We start from the raw sequence: 14725 nt of genomic DNA on the forward strand, positions 1-14725 counted from the left end.
CGCAGTTTCGAACAAACAATCACAGAGGCGTTACTCCTGACGCAACCGCTCCAGCGCAGCGTCAGCCGCCTCATAGTGTTCCATTTTGATATGGGCACGGATCATGGCAAGGGCTGCGGTCAAAACGGCAATGTCATCGGTGAAGCCGATAACAGCAAAAACATCCGGGACTACGTCCATCGGCATGATGAAGTAGCCAAGGGCCGCAAACAAAATACCCTTCGCACGAAACGGTGTCTCACGGTCCATCGCGCAATAATAGGCGGCTGCGGCATCGCGCGCGAAGGGCACTTTGCTCATCACGCGCTTCATCTTCGGCCAGAACTTGGCGCGCACCTGCTGTTCGCGCTCTTCCTGGGTGTCGGGCTCTCCGGGCAGGAGAATTTCACCAATTTTCACGTCATCCATTGTCGTGTGTCCTTTGGTCATGGACCCTATATAGGCGCGCCGCCCGCCCGTTCAATCGCTCCGGCCCGCCGCTGCCTTTTGCATGGCGTTTGCCAAAAGAAAGTCGCGTTCGGTAATGCCTTGGCTGTCATGTGTCGTCAGGCACACTTTGACGCGGGAATAGACATTCGACCATTCGGGGTGATGGTTGAGCTTTTCGGCGACCAATGCGCATTCCGCCATAAAACCGAAGGCTTCTGCGAAGTTCGCGAATTTATAGGCCTTGACGATTGCAAGACCATCTTCTCGCAAAGACCATCCCTGCAATTTAGCAAGTTCCCGGTCGATCACATCTCTGTCGAGTTTGGCATATTGCATAAGCGTCCCTTTCGTTATCTGTGGATGAGGCGATTCTGCCAAGTCTTATCGCACAACTGCCTCACAGTTTTGCTTTATATGACCTATGAAACGCACAGCCGTCCTTTTTGTTTGCATGGGAAACATCTGCCGCTCGCCATTGGCCGAGGGCATTTTCTCCCATTTGGTCGAAAAACAACATATCGCTGATCTGTTCGTGATCGACTCCGCTGGAACCGGTGGCTGGCATGCCGGCCATCCGCCAGATCCTCGTTCAGTCGCGGTTGCCAACCGGCATGGAATCGATATTTCAGGCCAGAAAGCGCGGCAGGTCAGGGCCGTGGATTTCGTGAACTTCGACCTCATCTTCGCCATGGACGAAGATAATCTCGACCGCCTCCGGGCAAGCTGCCCCGTGCAGTACAAGCACAAAGTCCACCTTTTCAGCCAGTACGCGACTGGCCGAAGGGAGAGCGTTCCAGATCCCTATTATGGTGGTGAAGACGGTTTTGAGGCCGTCTACAGCATGCTTTTGGATGGCTGCATCTCCGCGCTGGAAAAGCTGGAAACAGGCCAGGATTCCTGAAGCGGAAAGACTTCCTCCACAATGTAGGGACCGCCACCGACCGATTCCTTCGATGACATCAGCACGAAACGACCGACGGTAAAGGGCGATGTGCGAAAATCGCCGCGTCCCGAGAGGTAATGGACCACATCATCCAGCCGTGAGTTTCTCAGCCGCGCGAGAGTGACGTGTGGCGTGAATTTACGCGGGTCGGGCGGTAAGCCCAGACGCTGGCAAATCCGCTCTATCTCGCCTTGCAGTGCCGTCATTTCCGCAGACGGAGAAACGCCGGCCCAGATGGAGTGGGGCTTTTTCGAACCGAACGATCCTATCCCCGTCAGATTGACCGGAAATTCCGGTCTGTCGATCCGGTCAAGCCGGTTGACGACCTCATCAGCGGTGCGACCGTCGATGTCCCCGATAAAGCGTAGGGTGATATGATAATTCTCCACGTCGATCCACCGGGCTCCCGGTAGACCACCGCGCAACAATGAGAGACTCATTGCCGCATTGCGCGGAATTTCGAGGGCGGTAAACAGTCTCGGCATGGCGAGCTCCCCGAATCTTTTGGCAGAACAACCACAGCGAATCATGCAACGCTGTTTGGTGCAAGCGCTTATTTTTTTTGCTCACCGATAGCCTTAATGAAGGCCTCGACGGTTGGCATCGATTTGTCGACCATAACGGCTATCCCCTTGGTGTTGGGATGCATCCGATCCTCCAGTTGCAGGGCCTCGTCCATCACGACACCATCTAGAAAAAACGGATAAAGCGGCAAGCCATGCTTTTCTGCAAGGCGCTGATAAATGGGGTTGAAACGCTTGGCATAATCATCGCCCATATTGGGCGGAGCCATGATGCCGATCAGCAGGATCGGGATATTGCGTTTTTGAAAGCCGGAAATGATCGCGTCGAGATTCTTTTCCGTCTCGTCAGGCGAAATGCCGCGCAGCGCATCATTGGCACCGAGCTCGAGGATAACGCCATCGGTTCCTTCAGGCACCGACCAGTCCGCTCTTGCCAAGCCGCCGGAACTCGTATCACCGGAAACACCGGCATTGGTAATCGTCACATCCACGCCTTTGGCCTTGAGAGCAGCCTCCAGTTGGGCCGTGTAGCTGTCCGTCGGCGGCAACTGATATCCCGCCATCAGACTGTCGCCGAGGCCGACGAGTTGCACGGTTTTGGCCTGCGCATGCGCGAGCGCAGGGGCAAGCGCGCAGCAGATGACGAGGAATTGAGCGGCAACAGCTTTAAAACGCATGATGATCTTCCTAATTGTCTGGCAGTGCGAAAACTTTGATTTTCCCAAAGATTGCCATTTCCCTAGATATAGGAACGCGAATTGTGACGAAAAGCATCATTGAGCTGAATAAGGCCGATCTCACCTTGGGAAATTCCGCTGCTTCCGTTCACGTTCTGAAATCTATCGATCTGAACATCCACGAGGGCGAAGCGGTTGGCATCGTTGGACCTTCGGGTTCGGGCAAGTCGACGCTGCTGATGGTTTTGGCCGGGCTTGAGCGACTGGACAGTGGTGAGATCACAATTGCGGGAACGCAACTGCACAAGCTCGGGGAAGACGCACTCGCAGAATTCCGCGGCAAGAATGTCGGCATCGTGTTTCAGTCGTTTCATCTCATTGCCAATATGACCGCGCTGGAAAATGTCGCCGTGCCGCTGGAGCTGGCAAATGTCGCCAATCCCTTCGATATCGCCAAGAAGGAACTCGTGGCCGTTGGGCTGGGTGAGCGTCTTAACCATTATCCTGGCCAGCTTTCTGGTGGCGAACAGCAGCGTGTGGCTATCGCCCGCGCGCTGGCACCGTCACCCGCCGTGCTGATTGCCGACGAGCCGACCGGCAATCTGGATACGGATACCGGCAAGCAGATCGCTGATCTCCTGTTTTCCAAACAGGCCGAGCGGGGCATGACGATGATTCTCGTCACCCATGATGTTTCCTTGGCTGCCCGATGCTCCCGCCAGATCAAGGTACGGTCCGGCCAGATCGAGGGCGACAGCGCGACGCCTGCCGCCGCTCAGGCGGTTTCCGCATGAGCCGTTTCATCCCGTCGCTGTTGAATGTCCGGAATGCTCTGCGGCTTGCGCGGCGTGAAATTCGTGGCGGATTTCGCGGATTTTACATTTTTCTTGCCTGCATCGCGCTTGGCACCGGTGCCATCGCCGCCGTAAATTCCGTGTCGCGCGCGGTCACCAGTTCCATTGCGACAGAAGGTCAATCCATTCTGGCGGGTGATGTGCGCTTCGAACTGCGCAACCGCGAAACAACGGCCGAAGAGCGCGCCTATATGGACGGTCTTGGTCAGGTAGCGGTATCGAGTGGACTTCGCTCCATGGCGCGGTTGGCGGATGGTTCGCAGCAGACGCTGACAGAGGTAAAGGCGGTCGACAATGCCTATCCGCTCTACGGCGCTTTCGAGGCTGAACCCGCGGCACCCTTGCCTGAACTGCTTGCCAAGCAGGGCGACGCTTACGGTGCGGTAGCGGCTCCTCTGCTGTTGGAGCGGTTGGGCATCAAGATCGGCGACGAGCTGTTGCTGGGCAATGTTCGTCTCAAGTTGTCGGGAACGGTCGTCAATGAGCCTGATGCTTTGTCGGATGGTTTCGGCTTTGCCCCACGCCTGATGATCAGCCGCGATGCGTTGGCGGCATCCGGCCTGATACAGGCAGGTAGCCTTGTTGAGCACGCTTATAAAGTCCGCCTCACCGATACATCGAAACGCGCGACGATCACCGAAGACACCAACACGGCATTTCCGAGTGCAGGCTGGTCCATTCGTACCAGCGACCGCGCAGCGCCATCGCTGACGGAGAACGTCAATCGGTTTTCACAGTTCCTCACGCTGGTTGGCCTCACGGCACTGATCGTTGGTGGCGTCGGTGTCGCTAATGCCGTTCGCGCCTTTCTTGATTCCAAACGCACGACCATCGCCTCGCTGAAATGCCTTGGCGCACCGGCCAGCGTCGTAACCATGACATACCTGTTCCAGATCGCGTTCATTGCCATCATCGGCATTTTGATTGGGCTGATGCTTGGCGCGGTGACGCCGCTGATCGCGATGCGTTTTCTGGAAGGTGTGTTGCCTGTTCCGAATGAGCTGGCGATCTATCCCGGTCCTTTGTTTTTGGCTGCGGTCTTCGGTTTGCTGACAACGCTTGCCTTTGCCGTTCTGCCGCTGGGGCAGGCGCGCGAGGTGCCTGCAACGGCGCTCTTCCGCGAGCAGGGTTTCGAGGAAAACCGTCTGCCGTCATGGCCTTATCTTCTCGCGACCACAGTTCTTCTGGCTGCTCTTGCGGCCTTGGCCATCTATTCGGCTGAGGAGCGTTATATCGCATCGGTGTTCCTCGCCGCCGTCGCTTTCGCCTTCGTCGTGCTTCGGCTGGTGGCGTGGGGCATCAAAGCGGTTGCCAAGCGCAGCCCGCGTGTTCACTCCGCGGCGTTGCGCCTCGCCATCGGCAATATCCACCGTCCGGGCGCGCTGACCCCATCCGTCGTTCTGTCGTTAGGCCTTGGCCTGACGCTACTGGTGACCCTGACCCTGATCGACGGAAATCTCCGCCGCGAGCTAACCGGCAGCCTGCCGGATCGGGCACCGAACTTTTTCTTTGTCGATATTCAGGGCGCGGATCGTGATGGCTTCCGCAGCCTCGTTCAGCGCGAAGCCCCCGAGGGCGTGCTGACCGAAGTGCCGATGCTGCGTGGTCGTATTCTCGCTTTGAACGGCCAGGACGTCACCAAAATGGAGGTTCCACCGGCAGGCCGCTGGGTTCTGCGCGGAGATCGCGGCATCACCTATGCACAGGATCTGCCTGACAATGCCAAACTGTCACAAGGCACATGGTGGGATAAGGATTATAGCGGTGAACCGCTTGTTTCCTTCGCCTCGGAAGAGGCTGGCGAACTTGGCCTGAAGCTCGGGGATAGCGTCACTGTCAATGTTTTGGGACGCAACATCACCGCAAAGATCGCCAATCTGCGCGATGTTCAGTGGGAGTCGCTATCGCTGAATTTCGTCATGGTGTTTTCGCCCAACACGTTCCGGGGCGCGCCGCATTCATGGCTGGCAACGCTTTCTGATCCCTCGGCAACGCCTGCCAAGGAAGGCGAAATCCTTCGCACCGTGACCAATGCCTATCCCACCATCACCAGCGTTCGGGTGAAAGATGCGCTGGATGTGGTCAACAGGCTGGTCGATCAACTGGCTACCGCCATTCGCGCGGCCGCTGCCGTGGCGCTCATTGCGTCGGTGCTGGTTCTGGCCGGTGCGCTTGCCGCTGGCAACCGCGCCCGCACGCATGATGCCGTCATCCTGAAGACGCTTGGCGGCACCCGGGCCATGCTGATCCGCGCTTTTTCCTATGAATATATGATGCTTGGACTGGCAACTGCCGTCTTTGCGCTTCTTGCAGGCGGCGTGTCGGCATGGTTCGTCATTGCCCGCATCATGAAGCTTCCGTCGAGCTTTCTGCCGGATGTCGCCATAGGGACGATCGTGGTGGCGCTGGTCATGACCGTCGGTATTGGCCTCATCGGGACGTGGAGAATTTTGGGGCAGAAGGCAGCACCGGTTCTGCGCCAGGCGGGCGAGTGATACGAAAAGTTGTGCGTCACTTAACTTTAACGATTAATCGGGGTCCAAGATCGCCAAAACGTTATCGATTTTCACGCATACGGTGTTTTTTCGGTTCTTAAAGCTCTTGTATCTATAAAGCGATATCATCATATTCTTTGGTAGGCTTGCTGTAGCTCCGCAGCGGCGCCTGGGATATGGTCGCAATGACGACGATATGCCGACACCGTAGCAATTTCGGAGCTCAAAAGAGGTAACTATGTCTGATTTCAACAATTACCAGAACCGCATGGCCCAGGGTCGTGCACAATCTGGTGCCATGATCGATGAAGGTCTGCGCACCTATATGCTGAAGGTCTACAACCTGATGGCTGTAGGTCTTGCGATCACTGGTGTTGCTGCATTTCTAACGATCATGCTGGCAACCACGAACGATCCTTCCGCTGCCGCCGCAACACTGCCTAACGGCAAGATGTTGACTGGCCTCGGTGTTGCCCTCTACGGCTCGCCGCTGCGCTGGGTCGTCATGCTCGCGCCGCTCGCCATGGTATTCTTCCTCAGCTTCCGCATTCAGAAAATGAGTGTTCCGGCTGCACAGGGTACTTTCTGGGGTTACGCCGCGCTGATGGGTCTGTCCCTGTCTTCGATCTTCCTGGTCTATACCGGCCAGAGCATCGTCCAGACGTTCTTCATCACGGCTGCTTCGTTCGGTGCGCTGTCGCTTTACGGCTACACGACCAAGAAGGACCTGTCCGGCATGGGCTCGTTCCTGATCATGGGTCTGTTCGGCCTGATCATCGCGTCGGTCGTGAACATCTTCTTGCAGTCGTCCGCCATGGGCTTTGCGATCTCCGCCATCGGCGTGCTGATCTTCGCTGGTCTGACAGCTTATGACACGCAGAAGATCAAGGAAATGTATTTCGATGGTGACGACGTTGCCACGGCTGGCCGCAAGGCCATCATGGGCGCGCTGACGCTCTACCTCGACTTCATCAACCTGTTCATGTTCCTGCTGCAGTTTCTCGGAAACCGCGACAAGTAAGTCTGGTTGATACAATATGGAAAAGGCGGCCTTCGGGCCGCCTTTTTTGTTTCACTCACTTGATCAGTTTTAGCACTTTGTCGAAGACTTTCAGAACCTGTTGCAGCTCTTGGCCACGCTTCAGAATGCGGCCATCTGCGTTGATAACGCTGAATGCCCCCTGCTTGGCGGCAAGCTTCGGGTTCTTCTCTATCCGAAACAGCGGCATTTCGCCGGAGCGTTTGAAGACCGAGAACACGGCCTTGTCCTTCAGATGGTCAATGGCATAATCGCGCCACTCTCCCTCGCCCACCATTTGTCCATAGATGCGTAAAATGGCATCCAGCTCGCGACGGTGAAAGGTGATCGGCAGGGCATCCTTGCTTTGCTTGTACTCCCGAAGATCGATGATGGATGAGCTATCTCTCGAAGATGAACCTGCTCGCTGCAAATCCGGCTGATCAGTCATCAGGCAACCTCGCTCAACTGCACATGACATTGGAATGACAGTCTGACGGCAGCCTTGCCAAATTGCAAGTCTTGCCATGGCATCAAAAAACGCACTGAAAATGGTAATGATTTGGGCAGCTCGCGCGGCAGCAAATGCCCTATTTCGGTCAAACCATGGCCCGAATTGGGTGTGATACAGCTATTGTCAATTGATGCCTAGGCACCAAGATGACCCGGTCCGGTGCATTGACCCTTTACCCCCAGCCCCCAATGCCCGGATCGGATCTACTCCAGACAGCTGGGTAATCTCAATTTTCAGATGGTAGAAGAACGCTCGCGCCGATGATGGCGGCCGGGTTTCCTTGCGCATCCTTCGTCTGCAACAAAACCGCGCATCCGCCGTTTTTCGCTTTGCTCATCACGCTCGCAGGCAGCTTCACTGCCATGGACTTACCATCCCACATGCCCACTGTCTGGACGTCATAGACGCTGTGCCAGTAGGAAATCTTCTTTCCTTCGTTTTCGCCCTTCTGCACGTCAACGATCTGCTCACGCGTGAAATATGCAACGACGACATCCGCCTTGCCCTGGCCGGCACCGATATCGATGGCGATCTCGTCTTCGATGCGTTGTGCCTTCACCGGCACGCTCAGGCCTTCGCCTTCGCTCTTGAAAGTGTCGAGCCTGTTGTAGATCGCTTGAATATCCGCGCCCTTGACGTGGTCGCGTCCATTGACGACGGCCTGCGGCGTATAGACATTGTTACGGCCTAAAGCCCGCGCGTAGCCGTACTGACGCTCGGTGTTTTCCTTCGACGCAAGCGAATCCGCCCAGCCGAGATAATTCCAGTAATCGACATGATAGGACAAGCCGATCACGTCACCCTTCTGGATCAGTTTGCGCAATGTCTCGTCCGCAGGCGGGCAGGAGGCGCAGCCTTGCGATGTGAAAAGCTCGACAACGCCTTTCACCTGTTGCTCCTGCGCATATGCGGAGGTCGCAATCAGTGCGCTGAACATGCACAGCGAAAGACCAAATGTCAGAGACCCATATTTCAGAGGCATTGCGAAACCCTTGTCTGGACGCCTTTCCAGACCATTGATGCTATCAATATATGTCGGGACGCGACGGCGAAAATAGCGCCGAAATCCCTTCAATAGAAAGTCACGATGGGGTGAGGGCCGATCACGAAACCAAAGGCCATCCCCACACTCTTACGCAAAAACGCCGGGATTGCTCCCGGCGTTTTGCATCTTCATGACCGCGAAGCTTATGCAGCCAGATCGCGAAGAACGGTCTGCAGAATGCCACCATTGTTCATGTAGATCACTTCGTCCAGCGTATCGATGCGGCAAAGGAGCGGAACGTCCTTCACAGTGCCGTCGCCATAGGTGATCTTGGCAATCTTCTTCTCGCGCGGCTTGATGTCGCCTTCGAGACCTTCGATCTCGACGGTTTCATCGCCCTTGAGGTTGAGGCTCGCCCATGTCGTGCCTTCCTCGAAGACAAATGGGACGACGCCCATGCCGACGAGGTTGGAGCGGTGGATACGCTCGAAAGACTGCGCGATGACAGCCTTCACGCCCAGCAGGTTCGTACCCTTGGCAGCCCAGTCACGGGAAGAGCCGTTGCCGTATTCGACGCCAGCGAAGATGACGAGCGGAACGCCCTCGGCCTTGTACTGCATGGCCGCGTCGTAAATCGACATCTCTTCCTTGGACGGATAGTGGATGGTGTAGCCACCTTCCTTGCCGTTTGGCCCAAGCATGTGGTTGCGAATACGGATGTTGGCGAACGTGCCACGCATCATGACTTCATGGTTGCCACGGCGTGTGCCGTACTGGTTGAAGTCTGCAACGCCCACGCCATTGTCGGTGAGGTATGCACCGGCAGGAGACGCAGCCTTGATCGAACCGGCCGGAGAAATGTGGTCGGTGGTGATCTTGTCGCCGAAGAGACCGAGAACGCGTGCGCCCTTGATGTTCTTGAGGCCGGTGCCTGTCTTGCCCATGCCCACGAAGTAAGGCGGGTTCTGCACGTAGGTCGACTTGTCATCCCAGGCATAGGTCTGGCCCGGAGGAACCTGAACGGCCTGCCAGTTCTCGTCACCCTTGAACACGTCCGCATATTTGGACTCGTAGAGTTCGCGCGTGACGTATTTCAGGATGAATTCCTGAATTTCGGCAGATGTCGGCCAGATGTCCTTGAGGTAAACAGGGTTGCCATCCTGATCTTCGCCGAGTGGCTCTGTGGTCAGGTCCTTCTGAACCGTACCAGCCAGCGCGTAAGCGACGACGAGCGGCGGGGAAGCGAGGTAGTTCGCCTGAACGTCCGGCGAGATACGGCCTTCGAAGTTACGGTTGCCGGAGAGAACGCCAGCGGTGATCAGACCCTTGTCGTTGATGGTCTTGGAGATCGGTGCTGGCAACGGACCGGAGTTGCCGATGCAGGTCGTGCAGCCGAAGCCGACGAGGTTGAAGCCGATGGCGTCCAGATCCTTCTGAAGACCGGACTTTTCCAGATATTCGCCAACAACCTGAGATCCCGGTGCCAGCGACGTCTTGACCCAAGGCTTGGATGTCAGACCCTTGGCCACTGCGTTGCGGGCCAGAAGACCGGCTGCAATCAGAACCGACGGGTTGGAGGTGTTGGTGCAGGATGTGATGGCAGCAATGGCGACATCGCCATGGCCGAGATCGAAATCCGTGCCTTCAACAGGATAGCGGTTGTCCAGCTGGCCGGGCTTCTTATAGTCGGTCTCGAGGGAGGTCGCAAAACCGGAGGCAATGCCTTCCAGCGAAATGCGGCCTTCTGGGCGCTTCGGACCGGCCATTGATGGCACGACGTCGCCGAGGTCGAGTTCCAGCGTGTCGGTGAAGACGAGTTCGGCACCGTCGCCGGTGCGCCACATGTCCTGCGCCTTCGAATAGGCTTCAACGAGCGCGATGCGGTCCTTGGTGCGGCCAGACATGGTCAGGTAGTTGATGGTTTCGCCGTCAACCGGGAAGAAACCGCAGGTCGCGCCATATTCCGGGCCCATGTTGCCGATGGTTGCGCGGTCGGCCAGCGTCATCGAATCAAGGCCGGGGCCGAAGAATTCGACGAACTTGGAAACCACGCCCTTTTTGCGCAGCATCTGAACCACGGTCAGCACGAGGTCGGTGGCGGTGACGCCTTCCTTGACCTTGCCCGTCAGCTTGAAGCCGATGACTTCAGGCAAAAGCATGGAAACCGGCTGGCCAAGCATGGCTGCTTCGGCTTCGATACCGCCAACGCCCCAGCCCAGAACGCCCAGACCATTGATCATGGTCGTGTGGCTGTCGGTGCCGACGCAGGTGTCTGGGTAAGCGATGGTTTCGCCGTCTTCTTCCTTGGTCCAGACGGTCTGGCCAAGATATTCGAGGTTCACCTGGTGACAGATGCCTGTGCCGGGCGGAACGACGCGGAAGTTCTTGAACGCCTGCTGGCCCCACTTCAGGAAGCGGTAACGCTCGCCGTTGCGCTCATATTCCAGCTCGACGTTGCGGGCAAACGCCGTTGGCGTGCCAAATTCATCAACGATAACAGAGTGGTCGATGACGAGATCGACGGGAACCAGCGGGTTGATCTTTTCAGGATCGCCACCCAGAGCCACCATCGCATCGCGCATGGCGGCAAGGTCGACCACGGCTGGAACGCCGGTAAAATCCTGCATCAGAACGCGGGCAGGGCGGTAGGCGATTTCGTTTTCGATGCGGCCCTTGTTGTCCAGCCAAGCAGCCACGGCCGTGATGTGGTCCTTGGTTACGGTCTGGCCGTCTTCAAAGCGCAGCAGGTTCTCAAGCAGAACCTTCATCGAATAAGGAAGCTTCGAAACGCCCGTCAGACCGTTCGCTTCCGCCTTCGGCAGACTGAAATAAACATAATCCTTACCGTCAACGGTAAGAATGGAGCGACAATTAAAACTGTCTAGAGATTTAGCCACGGATAGAAACCCCGCTTCCTCTGAGTAGCCAACACGCGCGTGCGGACCCCTGTGCACAGGTGCACATCAGGATGCGGGTACGGTCATTTCCGCTGTCCGCACGAGACGCTGCTTTCGCAACGTCAGGTCCGGCGCCGTATGATGATCACGCCGACCGCTGGCGTGGTTGACACCCATATAGATAATTTCTCAGAAACGTGCCAGACCGGAAGACGCCCTTAATCGATTTTTTTGCCATCGAGATGATTAAAATCTTAAACGAGATGATCCCATGCTGCTGACAGCAGAAAATCTCGCCGCCCGCCGCGGCGAAGATTTGATATTCATGAATGTTTCCTTCAAGTTAACGGGCGGGCAGGCTCTGGTGCTGACAGGACCGAACGGGTCAGGAAAGTCGACGCTTTTGCGCGTTATTGCAGGGCTTTTGCAGCCGGAAACGGGGACCGTAAAGATAGCCGGCGAAGGGATCGAAAGTGACACTCGCGCCTATGAGGCCAGCCATTATCTCGGCCACCGAAATGCCATGAAGCAGGAACTGAGCGTTTTCGAAAACCTCGACTTCTGGAGGAAGTTTCTGGGCGATTTCACTGGCGGCACGTCTGTTGGCATCGAGAAGGCGGCAGAAATTGTTGGTTTGGCCGGCATCACGCATCTGCCATTCGGTTATCTCTCGGCAGGTCAACAACGCCGATTCGCAATGGCCAAGTTGCTGGTTGCCTGGCGGCCGGTCTGGATATTGGATGAACCGACTGCCGCTTTGGATGCGAGCGCGGATGTGATGTTTACAGGGTTGGTGGAAGCGCATTTGGCGAATGGCGGTATTGTTATTGCTGCAACCCATCAACCGCTTGGGCTGGAGGGTGCGCAGGAATTGCGGATGACGGGGTTTGCTGGGGTGGAGATAGCGTGGTGATTGTCGAGTTTGCCGCTACCCCCCTCTGCCCTGCCGGGCATTTCCCCCACAGGTGGGGAGATCGACTCGCGGCGACCTTTCGGCCATCTTCCGCGTCTGGAGTGAAGTGGTGTCAGAGCGCCCAGCCGATCTCCCTCCTTGTGGGGGAGATGCCCGGCAGGGCAGAGGGGGGTAGCCACACCCACGACCCTCAAACTACCCCCGCCAAACCCCATAAAGGCGGCACCCCATGATCGCCCTCTTCCTCCGAGACCTCAAACTCTCCATCCGTGCCGGTGGCGGCGCGCTCATCGGCGTCCTCTTCTTCATGACCGTCGTTGCCGTCATCCCCTTCGGTGTTGGTCCCGACCTCAATCTCCTGTCGCGTATCGGCCCCGCCATCGTGTGGATCGGCGCATTGCTGGCAGCCCTTCTCGGCCTCGACCGGCTGTTTCAGGCGGAACGTGACGATGGCTCGCTCGATCTCATCCTCATGCAGGAAAACCCGCTGGTGTTAACGGTGCTGGTCAAGTGCCTCGCGCACTGGACGGCAACCAGCCTGCCGCTCGTCATCGCATCGCCGCTGCTTGGCCTTTTCATGAATATGAGCGAAGTCGCCATCGGTGCCGTCATGCTGACGTTGCTGGTCGGCTCACCGGCGCTCACCTTCATCGGCGCGGTTGGTGCGGCGGTGGCTGTGGCCTTGCCGCGAGGCGGGTTGCTGGTATCCATCCTCGTGCTGCCGCTTTGCATTCCGGTGCTGATTTTCGGGGTCAGCGCCTCCTATGCGGCCGTTCAGGACCCGGCACCTTTCATGCCTCCGTTCCTGATTCTGATCGCGATCACACTTTTTTCATCGGTCGTGGGGCCGTTCTTTGCCGCTTTGGCATTGCGCAGTTCCATGGATTGATAAGGATCAATTGCCGTCATCCCGGTCCCAATGTAGAAAGACGCCATGAGCGACAAGAGCCTTGCGATTACCAAGTTCAGCGACCTTGCCAACCCGACGCGGTTTTTGGCATTGGCCTCTCGTCTATTGCCGTGGCTGGCAGGGCTTTCAGCGCTCTGTCTCGCTGCCGGCCTCTATATGGCCTTCACCACGGATAGCGATTATCAGCAGGGCAATACCGTGCGTATCATGTATGTGCATGTGCCCGCCGCCTGGCTTTCGATGATGTGTTATACGGTCATGGCAGTCGCGGCGATTGGCACGCTGGTGTGGCGGCACCCGCTGGCGGATGTTGCGCATAAATCCGCGACGCCCATCGGTGCTGCCTTCACGCTGATTGCGCTTGTGACCGGTTCCCTATGGGGCAAGCCCATGTGGGGCACGTGGTGGGTGTGGGATGCGCGATTGACGTCCGTCTTCATCCTGTTTCTGATGTATCTCGGCCTCATCGCCTTCAATAAAGCCATGGACGACCCGTCCAAGGCTGCCCGCGTCAGTGCGGTGCTGATCCTCGTTGGCTTCGTCAACATCCCCATCATCAAGTTCTCGGTCGAATGGTGGAACACGCTGCATCAGCCAGCCAGCGTCCTGCGGCTGAGCGGCCCAGCCATAGCCTCTGAATTTCTGTGGCCGCTGCTGACCATGGCCATCGGCTTCACATTGCTGTTCTTTACCCTGCACATCGCCGCCATGCGCAACGAAATCTGGCGCAGACGCATAGCCGTCCAGCGCCGACTGGCTGCGCGCATGGCAAGTCGGGAGAGTGCCAAGTCATGAGCCACGCATTTTATATCGGTATGTCCTATGGTCTGACCGGCCTGATCGTTGCCATTCTGATTGGCTGGATCGCCTTGGATGGGCGTGCCCGCAAACGTGAAATGGCTGAGCTCGAGGCCTCCGGCATTCGCCGCCGTAGCCGCACTGCCTCGGTGGAGCAACCGACACCATGATGAAAGACACGGAGCGCGCTCCCGCACCCTCGCGCGGGAAGTCACGTTATATTCTGGCGCTTTTGCCGCTGCTGGCCTTTGCGGGCTTTGCCGCCATTGCCGCGAAAATGCTGTATGAGCAGGACGTCAATGGTCTCGATGTCAGTGCCATTCCATCGGCTTTGATCAATACCAAGGCACCGTCTTTGTCGTTGCCGCCGCTGGAGGGTGCCAATGTTCCAGCCCTTAATGACGCTGCCATCAGGGGCAAGCTGACCCTCGTCAATGTCTTTGCGTCCTGGTGTGTGCCGTGCCGGCAGGAGCATCCGATGTTGAAGGAACTGGCCAAGGATGAGCGGTTGAATATCGTCGGCATCAACTACAAGGACAAATCCGACAACGCCCTGCGGTTTCTGGGCGAACTCGGAAATCCCTATGCCGCGATCGGCATCGATCCGAATGGCAAGGCCGCCATCGACTGGGGTGTCTATGGCATTCCCGAGACCTATCTGGTCGGTAGGGATGGAACCATCGTCTACAAAAAGGTCGGACCTATTGACGCCGCGACCTATGAGCGGGACATGATTCCGGCCATCGAACGGGCCGCCGCCGATTGAGT

Annotated in this window: 16 protein-coding genes; 9 read left to right on the plus strand and 7 right to left on the minus strand. The window is 57.3% G+C overall.

Annotated features, from left to right (window positions below; translation table 11 throughout):
- Nucleotides 1-30: 30 nt before the first annotated feature.
- Both CPJ18_RS20390 and CPJ18_RS20395 read right to left on the minus strand, forming a co-directional pair.
- On the minus strand, nt 31-408 hold the full coding sequence (locus CPJ18_RS20390) for a YkvA family protein (protein ID WP_077104867.1): 378 nt from the start codon (nt 406-408) through the stop codon (nt 31-33).
- 51 nt (nt 409-459) lie between these two features.
- Nucleotides 460-765, minus strand: a complete 306-nt coding sequence (locus CPJ18_RS20395) for a 4a-hydroxytetrahydrobiopterin dehydratase (protein ID WP_077121478.1) — start codon at nt 763-765, stop codon at nt 460-462.
- Nucleotides 766-850: 85 nt separating this feature from the next.
- Here CPJ18_RS20395 and CPJ18_RS20400 point away from each other — a divergent pair, with 85 nt between their 5' ends.
- Nucleotides 851-1330 carry a low molecular weight protein-tyrosine-phosphatase gene (locus CPJ18_RS20400; RefSeq protein ID WP_103659814.1) on the plus strand — a complete coding sequence of 160 codons (480 nt, stop codon included), beginning with the start codon at nt 851-853 and terminating at the stop codon, nt 1328-1330.
- Here the strand turns inward: CPJ18_RS20400 and thpR are convergent.
- Together thpR and CPJ18_RS20410 are read right to left on the minus strand one after the other, a co-directional pair.
- A complete protein-coding gene (thpR, locus tag CPJ18_RS20405) occupies nt 1264-1857 on the minus strand; it encodes an RNA 2',3'-cyclic phosphodiesterase (protein WP_077104862.1) in 594 nt (197 codons plus the stop codon). The genes CPJ18_RS20400 and thpR overlap by 67 nt on opposite strands.
- Before the next feature lie 68 nt (nt 1858-1925).
- Nucleotides 1926-2573 (minus strand): arylesterase, encoded by a 648-nt coding sequence (locus tag CPJ18_RS20410; protein WP_103659815.1) that lies wholly within the window; start codon nt 2571-2573, stop codon nt 1926-1928.
- A gap of 83 nt (nt 2574-2656) precedes the next feature.
- Here CPJ18_RS20410 and CPJ18_RS20415 point away from each other — a divergent pair, with 83 nt between their 5' ends.
- The 3 genes from CPJ18_RS20415 to CPJ18_RS20425 all read left to right on the plus strand — a co-directional run bounded on the left by CPJ18_RS20415 (nt 2657) and on the right by CPJ18_RS20425 (nt 6943).
- Nucleotides 2657-3367, plus strand: coding sequence for an ABC transporter ATP-binding protein (locus tag CPJ18_RS20415; RefSeq protein WP_077104858.1), 711 nt, complete (start codon nt 2657-2659; stop codon nt 3365-3367).
- Nucleotides 3364-5922, plus strand: a complete 2559-nt coding sequence (locus tag CPJ18_RS20420) for an ABC transporter permease (protein WP_103659816.1) — start codon at nt 3364-3366, stop codon at nt 5920-5922. Before CPJ18_RS20415 ends, CPJ18_RS20420 begins: the two co-directional genes overlap by 4 nt.
- 238 nt (nt 5923-6160) lie before the next feature.
- Nucleotides 6161-6943, plus strand: coding sequence for a Bax inhibitor-1/YccA family protein (locus CPJ18_RS20425; protein WP_077104854.1), 783 nt, complete (start codon nt 6161-6163; stop codon nt 6941-6943).
- 55 nt (nt 6944-6998) lie between these two features.
- On the opposite strand, the gene CPJ18_RS20430 is transcribed toward CPJ18_RS20425, so the two are convergent.
- The 3 genes from CPJ18_RS20430 to acnA form a co-directional block, all read right to left on the minus strand.
- On the minus strand, nt 6999-7391 hold the full coding sequence (locus CPJ18_RS20430) for a DUF2794 domain-containing protein (protein WP_103659817.1): 393 nt from the start codon (nt 7389-7391) through the stop codon (nt 6999-7001).
- A 289-nt stretch (nt 7392-7680) separates the two neighbouring features.
- Nucleotides 7681-8436: a DUF1223 domain-containing protein gene (locus CPJ18_RS20435; RefSeq protein ID WP_077121462.1), complete on the minus strand. Its 756-nt coding sequence runs from the start codon at nt 8434-8436 to the stop codon at nt 7681-7683.
- 206 nt (nt 8437-8642) lie between these two features.
- Nucleotides 8643-11336, minus strand: coding sequence for an aconitate hydratase AcnA (gene acnA / locus CPJ18_RS20440; RefSeq protein ID WP_103587122.1), 2694 nt, complete (start codon nt 11334-11336; stop codon nt 8643-8645).
- Between the two features lie 271 nt (nt 11337-11607).
- Here acnA and ccmA point away from each other — a divergent pair, with 271 nt between their 5' ends.
- The 5 genes from ccmA to CPJ18_RS20470 all read left to right on the plus strand — a co-directional run bounded on the left by ccmA (nt 11608) and on the right by CPJ18_RS20470 (nt 14723).
- The gene (gene ccmA, locus CPJ18_RS20445) at nt 11608-12249 is read left to right on the plus strand and encodes a heme ABC exporter ATP-binding protein CcmA (RefSeq protein WP_103659818.1); all 642 of its coding nucleotides are present in this window, start codon (nt 11608-11610) and stop codon (nt 12247-12249) included.
- A gap of 229 nt (nt 12250-12478) precedes the next feature.
- Nucleotides 12479-13138 (plus strand): heme exporter protein CcmB, encoded by a 660-nt coding sequence (gene ccmB, locus CPJ18_RS20455; protein WP_103587127.1) that lies wholly within the window; start codon nt 12479-12481, stop codon nt 13136-13138.
- Nucleotides 13139-13183: 45 nt separating this feature from the next.
- Nucleotides 13184-13954, plus strand: coding sequence for a heme ABC transporter permease (locus CPJ18_RS20460; protein ID WP_103659819.1), 771 nt, complete (start codon nt 13184-13186; stop codon nt 13952-13954).
- The gene (ccmD, locus tag CPJ18_RS20465) at nt 13951-14127 is read left to right on the plus strand and encodes a heme exporter protein CcmD (RefSeq protein WP_103659820.1); all 177 of its coding nucleotides are present in this window, start codon (nt 13951-13953) and stop codon (nt 14125-14127) included. Before CPJ18_RS20460 ends, ccmD begins: the two co-directional genes overlap by 4 nt.
- Nucleotides 14127-14723: a DsbE family thiol:disulfide interchange protein gene (locus CPJ18_RS20470; RefSeq protein ID WP_103659940.1), complete on the plus strand. Its 597-nt coding sequence runs from the start codon at nt 14127-14129 to the stop codon at nt 14721-14723. Before ccmD ends, CPJ18_RS20470 begins: the two co-directional genes overlap by 1 nt.
- The last annotated feature ends 2 nt before the right edge of the window (nt 14724-14725 follow it).

Origin of the sequence: Agrobacterium rosae, assembly GCF_002915175.1 — a bacterium.
Taxonomy (GTDB): domain Bacteria; phylum Pseudomonadota; class Alphaproteobacteria; order Rhizobiales; family Rhizobiaceae; genus Agrobacterium; species Agrobacterium rosae.